The organism is Leclercia sp. G3L (assembly GCF_021117075.1).
Classification (GTDB): Bacteria; Pseudomonadota; Gammaproteobacteria; order Enterobacterales; family Enterobacteriaceae; genus Enterobacter; species Enterobacter adecarboxylatus_C.
Map to the genome: position 1 here is coordinate 4,267,037 of NZ_CP088265.1, position 15,033 is coordinate 4,282,069.

17 protein-coding genes and 1 pseudogene are annotated in these 15,033 nt (G+C 56.6%); 8 read left to right on the forward strand and 10 right to left on the reverse strand.

From position 1 onward, the window contains the following. Window positions 1–8: 8 nt before the first annotated feature. The gene (rutF, locus tag LRS40_RS22030; RefSeq protein WP_231312683.1) at window positions 9–500 is read left to right on the forward strand and encodes an NADH-dependent FMN reductase RutF; all 492 of its coding nucleotides are present in this window, start codon (window positions 9–11) and stop codon (window positions 498–500) included. A gap of 20 nt (window positions 501–520) precedes the next feature. After that, complete coding sequence (gene rutG, locus LRS40_RS22035) at window positions 521–1,849, forward strand: pyrimidine utilization transport protein G (RefSeq protein WP_231312684.1); 1,329 nt, start codon at window positions 521–523, stop codon at window positions 1,847–1,849. On the opposite strand, the gene LRS40_RS22040 is transcribed toward rutG, so the two are convergent. Beyond that, entirely contained in the window at window positions 1,846–2,760 is a 915-nt protein-coding gene (locus tag LRS40_RS22040) for a DMT family transporter (protein WP_142489007.1), read from the reverse strand. The two genes, rutG and LRS40_RS22040, sit on opposite strands and share 4 nt — an antisense overlap. Before the next feature lie 141 nt (window positions 2,761–2,901). Next, window positions 2,902–3,078, reverse strand: a complete 177-nt coding sequence (locus LRS40_RS22045; RefSeq protein WP_032617468.1) for a general stress protein — start codon at window positions 3,076–3,078, stop codon at window positions 2,902–2,904. A 393-nt stretch (window positions 3,079–3,471) separates the two neighbouring features. Here LRS40_RS22045 and wrbA point away from each other — a divergent pair, with 393 nt between their 5' ends. Continuing rightward, entirely contained in the window at window positions 3,472–4,068 is a 597-nt protein-coding gene (gene wrbA / locus LRS40_RS22050; protein ID WP_142489006.1) for an NAD(P)H:quinone oxidoreductase, read from the forward strand. Window positions 4,069–4,088: 20 nt separating this feature from the next. Next, a complete protein-coding gene (locus LRS40_RS22055; RefSeq protein WP_142489005.1) occupies window positions 4,089–4,316 on the forward strand; it encodes a YccJ family protein in 228 nt (75 codons plus the stop codon). Between the two features lie 142 nt (window positions 4,317–4,458). On the opposite strand, the gene agp is transcribed toward LRS40_RS22055, so the two are convergent. Then, window positions 4,459–5,700 carry a bifunctional glucose-1-phosphatase/inositol phosphatase gene (gene agp, locus LRS40_RS22060; protein WP_231312685.1) on the reverse strand — a complete coding sequence of 414 codons (1,242 nt, stop codon included), beginning with the start codon at window positions 5,698–5,700 and terminating at the stop codon, window positions 4,459–4,461. A 148-nt stretch (window positions 5,701–5,848) separates the two neighbouring features. On the opposite strand from agp, the gene LRS40_RS22065 reads away from it, so the two are divergent. Further along, window positions 5,849–6,301, forward strand: a complete 453-nt coding sequence (locus LRS40_RS22065) for a helix-turn-helix domain-containing protein (RefSeq protein WP_231312686.1) — start codon at window positions 5,849–5,851, stop codon at window positions 6,299–6,301. A 45-nt stretch (window positions 6,302–6,346) separates the two neighbouring features. On the opposite strand, the gene LRS40_RS22070 is transcribed toward LRS40_RS22065, so the two are convergent. After that, on the reverse strand, window positions 6,347–8,275 hold the full coding sequence (locus LRS40_RS22070) for a bifunctional diguanylate cyclase/phosphodiesterase (protein WP_231312687.1): 1,929 nt from the start codon (window positions 8,273–8,275) through the stop codon (window positions 6,347–6,349). A gap of 17 nt (window positions 8,276–8,292) precedes the next feature. Next, a complete protein-coding gene (locus LRS40_RS22075; protein WP_142489001.1) occupies window positions 8,293–8,787 on the reverse strand; it encodes a molybdopterin-dependent oxidoreductase in 495 nt (164 codons plus the stop codon). A 765-nt stretch (window positions 8,788–9,552) separates the two neighbouring features. Between LRS40_RS22075 and LRS40_RS22080 the strand changes: the two are divergent. Next, window positions 9,553–9,714: pseudogene (locus tag LRS40_RS22080) on the forward strand (GNAT family N-acetyltransferase); the annotation flags it as partial. Here the strand turns inward: LRS40_RS22080 and LRS40_RS22085 are convergent. The 3 genes from LRS40_RS22085 to LRS40_RS22095 are packed head-to-tail and all read right to left on the reverse strand — an operon-like array spanning window position 9,680 to window position 10,904. After that, complete coding sequence (locus tag LRS40_RS22085; protein WP_231312688.1) at window positions 9,680–10,210, reverse strand: DUF4865 family protein; 531 nt, start codon at window positions 10,208–10,210, stop codon at window positions 9,680–9,682. The pseudogene LRS40_RS22080 and the gene LRS40_RS22085 sit on opposite strands and share 35 nt — an antisense overlap. Then, window positions 10,207–10,596 carry a tautomerase family protein gene (locus LRS40_RS22090; RefSeq protein ID WP_231312689.1) on the reverse strand — a complete coding sequence of 130 codons (390 nt, stop codon included), beginning with the start codon at window positions 10,594–10,596 and terminating at the stop codon, window positions 10,207–10,209. The genes LRS40_RS22085 and LRS40_RS22090 overlap by 4 nt, the downstream gene beginning before the upstream one ends. A 5-nt stretch (window positions 10,597–10,601) precedes the next feature. After that, complete coding sequence (locus tag LRS40_RS22095) at window positions 10,602–10,904, reverse strand: carboxymuconolactone decarboxylase family protein (protein ID WP_231312690.1); 303 nt, start codon at window positions 10,902–10,904, stop codon at window positions 10,602–10,604. A 100-nt stretch (window positions 10,905–11,004) separates the two neighbouring features. On the opposite strand from LRS40_RS22095, the gene LRS40_RS22100 reads away from it, so the two are divergent. Both LRS40_RS22100 and leuA read left to right on the forward strand, forming a co-directional pair. Further along, window positions 11,005–11,877: a LysR substrate-binding domain-containing protein gene (locus LRS40_RS22100; RefSeq protein WP_231312691.1), complete on the forward strand. Its 873-nt coding sequence runs from the start codon at window positions 11,005–11,007 to the stop codon at window positions 11,875–11,877. Between the two features lie 95 nt (window positions 11,878–11,972). Further along, complete coding sequence (gene leuA, locus LRS40_RS22105; RefSeq protein WP_231312692.1) at window positions 11,973–13,649, forward strand: 2-isopropylmalate synthase; 1,677 nt, start codon at window positions 11,973–11,975, stop codon at window positions 13,647–13,649. Here leuA and LRS40_RS22110 read toward each other — a convergent pair. Both LRS40_RS22110 and LRS40_RS22115 read right to left on the reverse strand, forming a co-directional pair. Next, window positions 13,601–14,395, reverse strand: coding sequence for a helix-turn-helix transcriptional regulator (locus tag LRS40_RS22110; RefSeq protein ID WP_156263382.1), 795 nt, complete (start codon window positions 14,393–14,395; stop codon window positions 13,601–13,603). The genes leuA and LRS40_RS22110 overlap by 49 nt on opposite strands. A gap of 3 nt (window positions 14,396–14,398) precedes the next feature. Beyond that, a complete protein-coding gene (locus LRS40_RS22115; protein ID WP_231312693.1) occupies window positions 14,399–14,962 on the reverse strand; it encodes a YcxB family protein in 564 nt (187 codons plus the stop codon). Window positions 14,963–15,033 lie beyond the last annotated feature (71 nt).

Consider the following 15,033-nt stretch of genomic DNA (forward strand, 5'->3'; position numbering starts at 1 on the left):
GAGCGCTCATGAACATTGATAAACAAGCCTTTCGCGATGCCATGGCCTGCCTGGGGGCGGCGGTGAATATCATCACCACCGACGGCCCGGCCGGACAGGCGGGTTTTACCGCCAGCGCGGTGTGCAGCGTCACCGATTCGCCGCCAACCCTGCTGGTGTGCCTCAATCGCGGTGCCTCGGTGTGGCCGGTGTTTCACGACAACCGCACCCTGTGCGTCAACACCCTCAGCGCCGGGCAGGAGTCGCTGTCGAATCTGTTCGGCGGCAAAACCCCGATGGCGGAGCGCTTCGCCGCCGCCCGCTGGCAGATCGGGGAGACCGGCTGTCCGAGCCTGGCAGACGCGCTGGCCTCGTTCGACTGCCGGATTAGCCAGGTGGTGAGCGTGGGCACCCACGACATTCTGTTTTGCGAGATCCTTGCAATCACCCGCCACCCGGAGCCGCAGGGCCTGGTGTGGTTTGACCGCGGCTACCACGCCCTGATGCGACCCGCCTGTTAACCCTCCTTAAGGAGCAGCTGATGGCACTATTCGGTTTTCCTCACTGGCAGTTGAAATCGACCTCTGATGAACGCGGCGTGGTCGCGCCGGATGAACGTCTCCCGCTGGCGCAAACCGCGGTGATGGGCGTCCAGCACGCGGTGGCGATGTTTGGCGCCACCGTGCTGATGCCCATTCTGATGGGGCTGGATCCCAATCTGTCGATACTGATGTCGGGGATCGGCACCCTGCTGTTCTTTTTCATTACCGGCGGACGGGTGCCGAGCTATCTGGGCTCCAGCGCGGCCTTTGTCGGGGTGGTGATTGCCGCCACCGGCTTTAACGGCCAGGGGATCAACCCGCAGCTGAGCGTCGCCCTGGGCGGGATTATCGCCTGCGGCGCGATCTACACTGCGATTGGCTTGGTGGTGATGAAGCTCGGCACCCGCTGGATCGAAAGGCTGATGCCGCCGGTAGTCACCGGGGCGGTAGTGATGGCGATTGGTCTGAACCTGGCCCCGATTGCCGTCAAAGGCGTTTCCGGCTCGGCGTTTGACAGCTGGATGGCGGTGGTGACGGTGCTGTGCATCGGCCTGGTGGCGGTCTTTACCCGGGGGATGATCCAGCGGCTGCTGATCCTGGTGGGGCTGATCTTCGCCTGCGTGATCTACGCTCTGCTGACCAGCCTCTTCGGGCTCGGCAAACCGGTCGATTTCGCCCTCGTGCAGCAGGCAGCGTGGTTTGGCCTGCCGCAGCTGACCTCACCCACCTTTAACGGCCAGGCGATGATGCTGATCGCCCCGGTGGCGGTGATCCTCGTTGCGGAGAATCTCGGCCACCTGAAGGCGGTGGCCGGCATGACCGGGCGCAATATGGACCCGTATATGGGCCAGGCCTTTGTCGGTGATGGGCTGGCCACCATGCTGTCGGGCTCGGTGGGCGGCAGCGGCGTGACCACCTATGCCGAGAATATTGGCGTGATGGCGGTGACCAAAGTCTACTCGACGCTGGTGTTCGTGGCGGCGGCGGCCATCGCCATGCTGCTCGGCTTTTCACCCAAATTTGGCGCGCTGATCCACACCATTCCGGCGGCGGTGATTGGCGGGGCGTCGATTGTGGTGTTTGGCCTGATTGCGGTGGCCGGGGCGCGGATCTGGGTGCAGAACCGGGTCGATCTCAGCCAGAACGGCAACCTGATTATGGTCGCCGTCACCCTGGTGCTGGGGGCGGGTGATTTCGCCCTCTCCCTCGGGGGCTTTACCCTGGGCGGGATCGGCACCGCCACCTTTGGCGCGATCGCGCTTAACGCCCTGCTCAGCCGCCGGATGGCCGGGGTGACGCAGGGCGAGGTGGCGGTTCAGGATCCTTAGTCGATAGTGGCGCTGTCGATGTCGGGCAGCGCCTTTTTCTTTCTCTTAAGCTTCAGCTCGCTCACCAGCACGCCGGCGATGATAAAGGCCGCCCCCACAAGGGCGAGTAGCGGCAGGCGCTCCCCGGCCAGACGGCCAAAGATCCCCGCCCACACCGGCTCCCCGGTATAGATCACCGTCGCCCGGGTCGGTGAGACGCTGCGCTGGGCCCAGTTCATCGTCACCTGAATAATGGCGCTAAAAATCCCCAGCCCAAGGGCGACAATCACCAGCCCGGATGAGATCGGCGGGACGGACTCCCCGGCCGGGATCATCAACAGAAACGCCACCAGCGAGGCGGTCGCCAGCTGCACAACGGTGACGCGCTTGACGTCCACCTTTCCGGCCCAGGCGCTGATCAAAATAATCTCAGCGGCAATCGCCACCGCCCCCACCAGGGTGATTATCTCCCCCTTTCCGAGCGCCAGCAGGTTATCGTCCGGCCCCGCCAGCAGGATCAGGCCGATAAAGGCCAGCACGATCCCGATGCAGGACATCACCCCCGGTATGCGGCGCAGGCAGAGCCACTGCAACAGCGGTACCAGCGGCACATACATGGCCGTGATAAACGCCGACTTACTGCTGGGAATACTTTGTAATCCCCAGGTTTGCAGGCTGTAGCCCAGCGCAATGGAGACGCCGATCGCCAGCCCGGCTTTCAGCTCGGTCATGGTCAGGCCGGGCAGTGTTTTCAGGGAGATAATCGCCACCGCAATGGCCGCCGTGGCGAAGCGCAGGCCCACAAAAAAGAAGGGATCGCTGAGCGTGACGGCGTACTGCACGGCAAGAAAGGTCCCGCCCCAGAACATGGTGATAAGGATCAGGATCGCTTCCTGCGGTTTGATCGAGAAGGCATAACGGGAGGAGGACATGGGGCACCAGCACAAAGAGTCAATCCGCTAGTGTGGAAGGAATTTGATAACACTTCAATAACAGGCATAAAAAAACCGCCGGGGATCCCGGCGGCGGGGGGTGCCAGTGGTCATGTGACCCATACTTCAGTTGGCTACAACTTAACTGCTCTTGTTGCCGCCATGGCTATTTTTGCCCCCTTTTTTGCCAGCTTCGGATGCGCGTTGAGGGTCGTTTTTAAAGTTCCCCCCGCTTTGCTGGCCACCTTTACGTCCTGCTTCTGATGCTCTTTCACGGTCTTCTGCAAAATTACCAGACCCACCACGATGGTTTGCCATGTCGGACCTCCAGAGTTATAAAACATAAGACTTAATACTGTATTCAGTGAAGGCTATTCTTTCACCTGGCGGCGCTAAAAAAGTGTCTTTATCTGCGCCACGTGAACCTAAGCTTAGTGGAGTATGAGCATTCATCCAGCTAACCGTAATATTCTGCAATACGAAATCAGCCTTTCGTATGACGCTCGTCGAAACGGAACCATAAGCCTTTCTTATCATTCTAAAAATTCACAATAGCGAAAATGTGTCATTTTGCTACGAAACAAAGGCCATCCGCTTTTTTGTTTGAAATCAAATAAATGGCGGCCAGATTTGCAGTCTCGCTGTCACGTCATATCTTTAAAAGAGTGCAGCATGCCGCTGCCTTAAAAATCATGCGAGGAGTGAAGCGAAATGACGAAAATTCTGGTGCTCTACTATTCCATGTACGGACACATCGAAACCATGGCTCATGCAGTGGCGGACGGCGCCAGGAAAGTCGAGGGGGTTGAGGTGGTAATCAAACGCGTACCGGAAACCATGCCAGCGGAAGCCTTTGCCAAAGCCGGGGGGAAAGCGCAGGACGCGCCGGAAGCCTCGCCGCAGGAGCTGGGCGATTACGACGCCATCATCTTTGGCACCCCGACCCGCTTCGGCAACATGTCCGGACAGATGCGCACCTTCCTCGACCAGACGGGCGGGCTGTGGGTGAAGAATGCGTTACACGGCAAAATCGCCAGCGTGTTCAGCTCCACCGGTACCGGCGGCGGTCAGGAGCAGACCATTACGTCGACCTGGACCACCCTTGCCCATCACGGTATGGTGATTGTGCCGATCGGCTACGGGACACCGGAGCTGTTTGATATTTCGCAGACGCGCGGCGGTACGCCGTATGGGGCGACGACTATTGCCGGCGGTGATGGCTCGCGCCAGCCGTCGGAAGCGGAACTGAACATTGCCCGCTATCAGGGTGAATATGTTGCCGGTCTGGCTGCTAAACTGAAAGGTTAACTCTCAACAGGAGGATTACTATGCCAACTCAAGAAGCTAAAGCACATCGCGTCGGAGAATTTGCGCGTTTACGTAATACGTCACCGGAGATCGCCGAGGCGATTTTTGAAGTCGCAAAATATGACGAAAAACTGGCAGAGAAAATCTGGGAAGAAGGCAGTGATGAAGTGCTGGTGATAGCCTTCGACAAAACCGACAAAGACTCGCTGTTCTGGGGCGAGCAGACCATCGAGCGCAAAAACGTCTGATACGCGTGCTGACAAAAAACGCCTGATGGCGCTACGCTTATCAGGCCTACGGGGTGCGGACCCGACCCTGGACTTGTAGGTCGGGTAAGCGAAGCACCACCCGACGTTTTGTTCCCTCTTCCCTGTGGGAGAGGGAACACGCTTATTTCGCCGCCGTGTTCAACACCTTATTAAAGGTCTCCACCGGGCAGAATCCATCCGCATCTACCGGGCAGCCGCTCAGCTCCAGCGTCACGCGCTGCGCCGGGGCTTTTAACGTCAGCACCTGGGCATTACGCAGCTGCTCCGTACTCTGATAAACATACTCAATTTTCATCAAATCACGGTTGCCGGTCTTATCATGCCAGCGCTGGAAGACGATCTTGCCGCCGATCGGCGTGCGCTCGTACTGACCGGGCAGCTGATAGGGTTTAAAGTCGAGGGCTTTCAGCAGCGAGGCGATGTTGGAGTCATGCCCCACCAGCAGCGTGACCTTCGGCGCTTTCGCCTGGTCGGTGACCAGCGCGTTGTCAATATACTTCACCAGCGGCTTCGCCACGTTCCGCGCCACCTCCGCTGAGGTAAACAGCGAGTCCTGATAGCCGTTTTTCAGCTGGGACAGCACGCGCCACTGCTGATCGGTTTTGATCTCGCCCCAGGCCACCTGATCCAGCGGGAAGCCTTCGTAATATTGCAGAGTGAACGCATCCACCAGCGAGTTACCCACCTTCAGCGGACCAGAGACGCCGGGTTCTTTCTGGTACTCGGCGCTGTAGGTGTCTTTCGCGTCGGTCAGGGAGCAGACCTGTTTCTCTTTGCAGGACGGCGAATCCTTGTAGTCGGTCATCTGCTCCAGCAGTTTGTAGCTCTCGTCGAGCTTCATCCCCTGGCGCTCGGTGTTCATCGCCTGCAGAGCTTTCTCGCGGAATTCCGGGGAGTTGTCGGTGATCACCGGGTTAAAGGTGGGGTCCATGGTGCCCATCTGTTCCTGATGGTGCACCGGCACATCGCAGCCCGGGAAGGCCCCGGTGATAAAGAACTGCGCCGTCGCCACCGTGCGCTGCAGGCTGTTGGCATAGGCATAGACGCTGTTCGCCGTCGGGCACTCCCCGGCGGTCACCACGCCCTCCTCCGCCAGCCACTCGCGCATGTAATGGCCCATATAAACCTCCAGCACACCGCCTTTAGTGGTGAGCTGTCCGCCCGGCACATCCCACTCCGGCCATTTTTCCGGGGTTGACTGCTCCAGCACGCTGCCGTTATTGGCCAGCGGCGCGCGCAGGTTGTGACGGCTCATAATCAGAACCTGTTCCAGCTGATACCCTTCCGGCGCGGTTTGCGCCTGGACACCGCAGGACAGGCCGATGCTGCCCGCCACGGCGACAGCAATTAGTGCTTTTCTCATCCCTAATTCCTCACTCTGTTTTATCGTCGTAAACAGTGTGACAGATTTGTGACGGATTACCTGGAGCCTGCCCGCAAAGTGACGGCTTACTTTGTGTATGAAGGCGAATTGGTTTTATAATAAAACTTACCGCTAATAAGGAGCCCCCGTGAAACGAACCCGCCTGGAAGAGAGTCCCTGCCCTGTTGCCCGCTCGCTGGATATTATCGGCGACTGGTGGTCACTGCTGATTGTGCGCGATGCCCTGCGCGGGGTGACGCGTTTTGGCGAGTTTCAGAAGAGCCTCGGCATCGCAAAAAACATGCTGGCGACCCGGCTGAAACTGCTGGTGGACGAGGGGATTCTGGTGCTGCAACCCACCTCCGACGGCAGCGCGTGGCAGGAGTATGTCCTGTCGGAAAAGGGCCGCGCCCTGCAAACCGTGCTGGTGGCGCTCTCCCAGTGGGGGAATGCGCATCTGTTTGCTGAAGGGGATGTCGGAACGGTAATGGTGGATGCCCGGGATCGGTTGCCGCTGCGCAAGCTGGCGATGGTGGCGAGCGACGGGCGGGAGCTGGGGCCGGAGGAGGTCGTGGCGAAATATCCGCCGGCAAAGGGGTGACAGGGCCTCAGCCTTCCACCACCGGGGCATCAGCAGGTTCGCGGTTTAACCGTTCCGGATCCTCCCGTCGATACCAGGCTGAGGTTTTCCAAACAGATAGCCTTGTGCAAGATCGCACCCCAGTGCCTGAAGATTTTCCAGCTGTTCCAGCGTTTCAACCCCTTCTGCGACCGTTTTCATATTGAGGGACTTCGCCATCCCCGTAATGAGTTTGATGATGTTAAGGGCGTCTTCCTGGGTAGATATCGAATGCACAAAAGACTTGTCTATTTTGATTTTATCGAAGGCGAGTTTACTCAGCCGTGAAAGAGAAGAGTATCCCGTACCAAAATCATCAATGGAGATTTTCACGCCCAGCGCTCTGAGCCGGTTAAGCGTATTCAGCGGCGTACTGTTTTCGGTAAAGAGAGAAGACTCCGTCACCTCCAGTTCAAGGCGGTCAGCCGCAAGCCCTGTCTCTTTCAGAATGGTTAACACTATTGCGGCAAAGGCTTTGCTGCTTAGCTGAACAGGGGAAACATTGACTGAAATTTTTACCGGAACCGCCCAGGAAGCCGCTTCCCGGCAGGCCAGTTCCAGCACCGTTTTGCCCATCTCGTTGATCATTCCTGTTTTTTCAGCAACAGGAATAAAGCTGTCCGGCGACAGAAGGCCCTTCAGAGGATGCATCCATCGAATAAGGGCCTCATAGCTGTAGATCTCCTGACTGAACGAATCGACAATAGGCTGGTAATAAACCACAAATTCTTTGTTCACTATGGCCATGGCCATATCATGCTTAAGGGTTCTGCTTTCCTGCAGTTTTTCTAACATGCGTTGGCGGAAAACTTTTATATGTCCGGAGCCCTCTTTTTTGGCTTCATACAGGGCCAGATCGGCAAATTTGTAGAGATAGTCGGCGCGGCGTTCGGTTGCAGAGATAACAATCCCCACACAGGTGGCGATATTTATAATCGTGTTATCAATAGTGTAGGGCTGGTTGATAGCGTCACATATTTTTTGGGCGCGCGAAACCGCGCAGCTCTCAGTCAGACCGCTCGAGAGAAAGGCAAACTCATCCCCCCCTAAGCGATAAAGCGTTTCTGACGTCAGGCTTATCGACATCAGGCGGTCGGATATCTGGCGTAATAACCTGTCGCCGGCATCATGCCCCCAGGTATCATTGACCTCTTTGAAGCGGTCTAAATCAAATAGCATCACCGCCACAGAGGCATTATTCCTTTCTGCCGCTTCGATGATTTTTTTTAAATTATCCCAGAAAAACTGGCGGTTATTCATCCCGGTAAGCGAATCGTGGTAGACGTCATATTCCAGCTGGGCGTTCTGAATTTGCAGTTTTTCTTTCGATGTCTGGAGCTCTTCCGCAAGGCTGGTGACCTGCAGATGCGCCTTCTGAATATTTCTGTTCTGATAGAAGATCAGCGTCCCGAGGATGGCGCTCAGTATTATCAGCAGTACAGAGGTTGCGGAATAAATATAGTACAGGGTTTGAATTTTGAGGTTAGCGCCGCTAATCGAGTTAACGTCCTTGTCTAATGCACCGGATGAAAGACGGCTGAGCGGCGCATCAAGCGTATGCATTGTTTTAAGGTAGTTCTCGAGTTCCGGACGGTTCATTTTCTCAAGATGAACATCCAGATATTTAAGTATCGTTTCAAGTTGTATAGCCAGTTCATGGTGTGATTTATTGCTTTCGATATAACGCCCCAAATCACCTTCTTTGGTTAAATCACTCTGGCTGAGCATAATGTCAAGACGCAGGCGCACATCATCGATCGACAGCGTATCATCAATAGTATAAAGACCAAGCACTGATTCGAATCGGTAATATTCTGATACCAGCTGTGCAGCAGACCATGAATCAGTGTAGTGAGTCAGTTTTTGTAACTCTTCCTGTCTTTCATGTACAAGAAAAGATATATATCCCGTAGAGATAAAAAGGAAAAAAATGATGCCCGCCAGTATCCTGTTCATGATGCTCTCCTGAACGCCTATTCGATCATCATTTTGCTGACCTGCCATGCAGACCTTGAATAGAAAATCTGATTATTCAGTTCAGGCAGGCTGTCATAAGGATAGACGACGAATAGCGGCCCTTTATCACGGATACGCATATATTCTCCGTTGATTTTCAAGGCAAGGATGACGTTGTATTTTTTGAAATCATTGAGCGGAATAACGGTAGTGTAGTCATTGAGCGCCGTGACCTTAACGATAGAACCTTTCGCCCCGACATAATCCATGAGCTTTTGCAGTGGAACACCCGTAAAGGTAGGACGCCCATTATACCAGGGAGAGGTGGTCTGAAAACTTACCATGCCCAGTTTCTCAAGGCTGGCGATATCAAAAACGGCTTTCCCGTCTTCATTTGTATTTTGGATATTACCGGACAGGGTTAAAAGGACTTTACCGGCAGGTTTGGGAAGCTCACCCGCCCAGACCTGAGTGGCTGCCACGAGGCCTAACAACAAGACAATCAAGCGCATTCTAACCTCACCTTTCCATCAAATGTAAAGAAGTATAATTTAGTTATTATGCTATTAATATATGTCGTCAGACTATTATGGATTCAATAAATTACAATTGGCATTTATAACAGTAAAATCAACAAGTTAAACCCCATTGGGATTCATGATATTGCTTAGGCATGGTCTGAATTGTTATTTGAGATAGGTTAACGCCTTTCTTGCCTGTACAAAAAACAAGCTACCGGGTTATTAAGTGTAAATATACCCGCACAGAGACGAAGGTTTAATTTCTCTTTGCAGCCACACAGGATACTCACCCGCATGCCGAACGTGCTTCATGCGTTGCAGCCCACGGTAGCACATTTGCTGCGCGAGTCCTTTGCCATGCAGACGTTCGTTCCTGGATGCAGCGCGTCTCTGGACCAGCCCCGCAACTATTCAGATCGGTGCAGGGATTTATTTAAATATTTCCCGCTCGACGCCAGCCTCGTTCGTTGCATAATATTTAATTTCGGCTTTTTGCAGCCGCGTTCCGCTCATACGTCCGGTGTGAGTGGCCATCTAACAGAAGTGAGGTAATACATCTCTGCAAGCCCCAGCGATTATATTAGTGTAAAAACCTATATTACCTGGACTTGTCCATCTGAGATACTCAGTGCATTACGCTTAAACTCAGAAACAATTTACAAATGCGTTTTACGGTATCGATAATTTATATTCGTTTTAATTTATTATTTCTGACTATGCCACGGACTATTTTCTGTAAATAAAGTCCGTTCCCGGATGCGGGCCCCGAAAGCGGCTGTCAACAGCCGGTCGAGAAGCCTGTCAGAGCGTAGCGGCATGCGTTTAGTTCGCGTCGAAAAAGGGCAATACGTGTCCGGTGAGCTGGACACGGAATTATGGGAGATCACGCGTGAGGAGTGGCAGCGATTGGATCCGTAACCCCGCTTGCCACATACCCAATACGGTAATTCTCCATCCCCGCCTGGGGCGCGTCGCCGAATTCCACCTGCAAAAGCTGCCAGCGGCTGACATCCCAGGCACAGAGCGGCGCGTGCATCGCCAACGCCGACAGGTCGCTGTGGGCGGCTATTGGCTGACGATCGATAGACAGCCAGGCGGCATCTTTGACCTCATCAACTGCAGGCAGGCGCAGCGCCAGCCAGGTATCAATCTGTGGCCAGCCAAAATCCTGCGTCAGCTTGCGAAAGCCTGGGCTCTGTAAAAACCGCGCCATCGCCCCGGCATCTTCCCAGACGTAGAGAGGCGCATAGCGGTTCTCTTCGGTATATTCGTCTTCACGTCGGGAAACGAGGTACGCCTTAAACAGCAGCCCGGCGAAACCATCCAGCTTCGCGCCATTCTCCGCAATGCGGTTCTCAACGATCGCCATATCGTAATTGGCTGGCAGGGTGAAGCGGTATTGCATCACGATCATAACCCCTCCTCCGACAGCATCCGCCCCTGGCTGAAGCTCCAGTCATCGGCGGTGTTGAAGTGAATCATCACCATCACGTCATCCGGGTGAATATCCAGCGCCGTATGCAGCCGTTCGCACAGCAGGCGACAGAAGTTGTGCTTCTGCTCGCGCGTGCGAGGCTTGCCCGCCAGAATGTGGAACTGGATAAAGTTGTCGCTGCGCCCATTGCTTTTGTAATGGCGGTCAAACACGCGCAGTCTGGCCGGAAGCAGCTCGAAAATCTGAAAGCGATCCCCCGGCGGGACGGCAAACTCGGCCTCCAGGCTCTGCTGCAGAATGTCTGAGATCTGCATTATCTGTGCGTCGCTGTACCCCGGACGCAGGGAGATACGGGTGAAAGGCATCGGCGCTACTCCTCGTCCAGGCAGCCAAGAGCCGACACCGCCGCCGGCCAGCCGGCGTAAAACGCCAGATGGGTGAAGGCTTCGGTGATTTCCTCTCTGCTCAGGCCGTTTTGCTGCGCGAAATCGATATGCCAGGGCAGCTGCTGCACGCGCCCCAGCGCCGTCAGGGCGGCCAGGGTGATCAGGCTGCGGTCGCGCGGGGAGAGCGCGTCACCTTTCCAGATATCATTGAACAGGACCTCCCTGCTCAGCTCGGCCAGCTTAGGCGCGACGCGGGACAAAGTTTCAGCAGTAAGTGATTTCGCCATGGTGTTCTCTCCGTATTGACAGTAAGGCGATTCTGGCGCCATATTTTCATCCTGAAAATCAAATAATCTGCGGCCTACCATCCCGCTTTTCAGGACGATTATGAACAAGCTTCCCCCAACGCTCGACCTCGACGCTCTGCGCACTTTTGTTACCGGTATGGAGTGCGGCAGCTTCGCTCAGGCCGCCATCCGCCTTTGCCGCTCCACCTCGGCGGTGAGCGCCCAGCTGAAAAAGCTGGAACAGCAGTGCGGGGCTGAACTGGTGATGAAAAAGGGCCGTGGCCTGGCGCTGACCCGCGACGGCGAGATTGTCATGGGCTATGCCCGCCGGATGCTGGCGCTGAATGATGAGATGCAGAACGCCCTGAAGGGCGAACAGCTGCAGGAGGAGATCCGCATCGGCATGCAGGAAGATTTTGGTGAGTCGCTGATGCCGGGCATCCTGGGCCAATTCAGGCGCCACCATCCCGGCGTGCGGATCATTGCCCGGGTGGATCGCAACCGGGCCCTGCTCAACGCCTTTGACGCTAACGACCTCGATATGGTGCTGCTGTGGCAGAACGAGCGCGAACTGCGTCAGGGCCGGACAATCGGCCAGAGCCAGATGGTGTGGATCCAACACCCGGATCTGGACATCAGCGCCCTGCTGGCCAAGGGCGAACCCCTGCCGCTGGTGATGTTTGAACACCCCTGCCTGATGCGCTCCCGCGCCATCGACTGCCTGAACCGGGCGGGCATCCCCTGGCGGGTGGTATTTGTCAGCCATAGCCTGAGCGGGATCTGGGCGGCAGTGCAGGCGGGGCTTGGCATCACGCTGCGCACGCGTATCGGGATGCCGCGCAACCTGCGGGTGGTGAGAAACGTTCTGCCCGCGCCGGGCAGCCTGGGGATCACCCTGGAGCAAAAGGACGGGACCAACGCCCGGACGATGCTGGCGCAGCTGATGGAAGCGGCGCTGCCTGAAGCGACGTGATATGGCGGATCCTCACCACAGGTTGTCAGTTTTGCGCCAGTACCCTCCCCCGTTATTCGCCAGGATAAAAACACAACATCACCTGGAGAAACGCTATGCTGACCAACCCCTCGCAAAAGTACGCTGCCTTTGCCCCGATTGCCTTACCCGATCGCCAGTGGCCGGACAAGACCCTGACCCACGCCCCGCGCTGGCTCTCTACCGACCTGCGCGATGGCAACCAGGCCCTGGCGGAGCCGATGGATATCCCGCGCAAGCTGCGCTTTTGGGAACAGCTGCTGAAGTGCGGATTTAAGGAGATCGAGGTCGCGTTTCCCTCCGCCTCAGAGACGGACTTTCAGTTTGTCCGTCAGCTGATTGAGGAGCAGCGCATCCCGGAAGACGTCACCATCCAGGTGCTCACCCAGGCCCGCAGCGATCTGATTGAGCGCACCTTTGCCTCGCTCGACGGGGCAAAACGTGCCACGGTGCATCTCTATAACGCCACCGCGCCGCTGTTCCGCCAGCTGGTGTTCCGCCAGAGCAAAGAGGAAATTATCCAGCTCGCCGTCAGCGCCACGCGCCAGATCCGCACCCTGTGCGAGGCCAACCCGCAGACGCGCTGGAGCTACGAATACTCACCGGAAACCTTCTGCTTTACCGAGCCGGAGTTTGCCCTGCAAATCTGTGAGGCGGTGGCGGATGTCTGGGAGCCCTCTTCCGCACGGCCGATGATCGTCAACCTCCCCGCCACGGTCGAGGTCAATACGCCCAACGTTTATGCCGATCAGATCGAGTACTTCTGCCGTCACTTTTCCCGCCGGAGCGAGGTCTGCATCAGCGTGCATCCCCATAACGATCGCGGCAGCGGCGTCGCCAGCGCCGAGCTGGCCCTGCTTGCCGGGGCCGACCGGGTGGAAGGCTGCCTGTTTGGCAATGGAGAGCGTACCGGGAACGTCTGCCTGGTGACGCTGGCGATGAATCTCTACAGCCAGGGGGTCTCACCCCGCCTCGATTTCAGCGATATGAAGCAGGTCGTGGAGCTGGTAGAGCAGTGCAACCAGCTGCCGGTGCATCCGCGCCACCCTTACGCCGGCAAGCTGGCGTTTACCGCCTTCTCTGGCTCACACCAGGACGCGATCAAAAAAGGCTTTCACGCCCGGGAACAGTCGGCCTCACCGCGGTGGGAGATGCCCTATCTTCCGGTCGATCCAAACGATATCGGCTGTAGCTATGAGGCGGTGATCCGCGTCAACAGCCAGTCCGGCAAAAGCGGCGCGGCCTGGATGCTGGAGCAGAATCATGGCCTGGTGCTGCCCCGGGCGCTGCAGCAGGATTTCAGCCGCCACGTCCAGGCCCACACCGACCGGAAAGGCAACGAGATGACGCTGAGTGCGCTCTGGCAACTGTACCGTGAGCTGTACGGACCGCATCAGCACGCCCCCCGGCAGCTGCTGGATTACCGGACCGAAAGCCAGGCCGACGGCGGGCTGGCGCTGTGGGCCCGCGTACAGACCGCGGACGGTATTGTGACCTTAGAGGGGAAAGGTAACGGCCTGCTCTCGGCCGCCGCCGGGGCGATAAAGGCCAGCTTTAATCTGACGTTCGCCATCGAGGATTATCACGAGCACACGCTCGGCAGGTGCAGCGAAAGCCGGTCGGCGGCCTATATTCGCTGCAGTTCTAAGCAAGGAGCGAGCCGCTGGGGAACCGGCATCGACAACGATGTTTCCCGGGCGTCGCTTCAGGCCTTGCTGAACGCGCTGCCGGAGAGCGACTCCGGCTGGAAGTAGTCGCTCGGGGCCACGCCGAGGGTGCGGCGGAACATGGCGCTGAAGGCGCTGTGGCTCTCATAGCCGAGATCCAGCGCCACCCGGAGCACGGACTGTCCCTGCGCCAGGCGGTTCAGCGCCTCCATCAGCCGCGCCCGGCGCAGCCATTCGCTGAACGCCAGCCCGGTCTGCTGGCGAAAGTGTCGCAGCAGGGTGCGCTCGCTGATATTTAACTGACTGGCAACCCGCGCCGTGGTCCAGCGGATGCCAGGGTCGGCCTGGATCTGGCGGCACAGCGCCAGCAGCGCGGGTGACTGAGGCTCAGGAAGATTGAACGGCAGCACGCTTATCCCGCGGATTTCATCGAGGATCAGCTCATAAATGCGCTCCGCCCGGCTGCCCGCCGCATAGCTCTCCGGCAATTGCAGCGAGGCGATGATCAGCTCGCGCAGCAGGGTCGAAATCTGCACCACCTGGCAAACCGACGGCAAATCCGCCCGGGCAAAAGGATCGATAAACAGCGTCCGGGCCGCCACGTTGCCGGTGATCAGCAGGCGATGCTGCGTCCCGGCAGGCAGCCAGACGCCGCGCCCCGGCGGCACAATCCAGAAGCCCTGCGCGGTCTCCACGCGCACCACTCCACTCAGGGTATGCAGGAGCTGAGCGCAGGTATGGCTGTGCCAGGGCTCCGTTTCGCCGTGGGTGTAATCATGGGCAAAGGGCACCAGCGGGCGTGTGGTAAAGCTGAACTGCTGTTGGGTTGTCATGGTTTATTTATTTTGCGCTATCTGCACGTTGATAAAGTCAAACACTTCCGCTGCTTCACCGGCAGAAGCAAAAACCCGTTCCGGAATAACCACACAATTATCATTCTTCATATGGATAAAAATAAACCCATTTTTCCTGTAGCAGTCCTTAACGTTTTTCCAGTAGATCTTACCGCTGGCGTTAGGAGTAATAGTTTCGACAAAAAATCGGTTTAATTTAACTTTTTGTAAGATCCCGGCGTCCTCCTGCTCAACCGGTTGCTGCTTCTGCATGGCGTTATTCATCAGCACGTCATAGAGTTTAAACAGGGCCAACGCGACGCCAAACAGCACCAGCAGAGCAATACTGAACATTTTTGTTCTTGCCAGAAAATCACTGTCCAGCGTGGTTCTCAGGCTAAACTGCAGCAAAGTAATCACATTAAATAAAACCGCTACCGCTAAAATAGCGACCGCAGCCTTTTGAATGAGAGAAATATAACCGTAGGGTTTGAGATATTCTTTTTTATGATCGTGGATGAGCTTGCTGGCCTGAGTTCGCTCTAAAACGGATAACGAGTAACCCACAACGATCCTGTTTTTTCTTATCATGCAACCCTCTTGCTAATCTATTCAAGTCCCGTTTAATTGTACCGGGT

Bases quoted from the DNA above. Each gene is read 5' to 3' on its own strand.
- LRS40_RS22085 (WP_231312688.1), bottom strand. From the start codon at position 10,210: ATGATCGTGATGCAATACCGCTTCACCCTGCCAGCCAATTACGATATG.
- LRS40_RS22100 (WP_231312691.1), top strand. From the start codon at position 11,005: ATGAACAAGCTTCCCCCAACGCTCGACCTCGACGCTCTGCGCACTTTT.
- rutG (WP_231312684.1), top strand. From the start codon at position 521: ATGGCACTATTCGGTTTTCCTCACTGGCAGTTGAAATCGACCTCTGAT.
- LRS40_RS22090 (WP_231312689.1), bottom strand. From the start codon at position 10,596: ATGCCTTTCACCCGTATCTCCCTGCGTCCGGGGTACAGCGACGCACAG.
- agp (WP_231312685.1), bottom strand. From the start codon at position 5,700: ATGAGAAAAGCACTAATTGCTGTCGCCGTGGCGGGCAGCATCGGCCTG.
- LRS40_RS22075 (WP_142489001.1), bottom strand. From the start codon at position 8,787: ATGCGCTTGATTGTCTTGTTGTTAGGCCTCGTGGCAGCCACTCAGGTC.
- LRS40_RS22095 (WP_231312690.1), bottom strand. From the start codon at position 10,904: ATGGCGAAATCACTTACTGCTGAAACTTTGTCCCGCGTCGCGCCTAAG.
- LRS40_RS22110 (WP_156263382.1), bottom strand. From the start codon at position 14,395: ATGACAACCCAACAGCAGTTCAGCTTTACCACACGCCCGCTGGTGCCC.
- LRS40_RS22055 (WP_142489005.1), top strand. From the start codon at position 4,089: ATGCCAACTCAAGAAGCTAAAGCACATCGCGTCGGAGAATTTGCGCGT.
- LRS40_RS22070 (WP_231312687.1), bottom strand. From the start codon at position 8,275: ATGAACAGGATACTGGCGGGCATCATTTTTTTCCTTTTTATCTCTACG.
- wrbA (WP_142489006.1), top strand. From the start codon at position 3,472: ATGACGAAAATTCTGGTGCTCTACTATTCCATGTACGGACACATCGAA.
- LRS40_RS22040 (WP_142489007.1), bottom strand. From the start codon at position 2,760: ATGTCCTCCTCCCGTTATGCCTTCTCGATCAAACCGCAGGAAGCGATC.
- rutF (WP_231312683.1), top strand. From the start codon at position 9: ATGAACATTGATAAACAAGCCTTTCGCGATGCCATGGCCTGCCTGGGG.
- LRS40_RS22045 (WP_032617468.1), bottom strand. From the start codon at position 3,078: ATGGCAAACCATCGTGGTGGGTCTGGTAATTTTGCAGAAGACCGTGAA.
- leuA (WP_231312692.1), top strand. From the start codon at position 11,973: ATGCTGACCAACCCCTCGCAAAAGTACGCTGCCTTTGCCCCGATTGCC.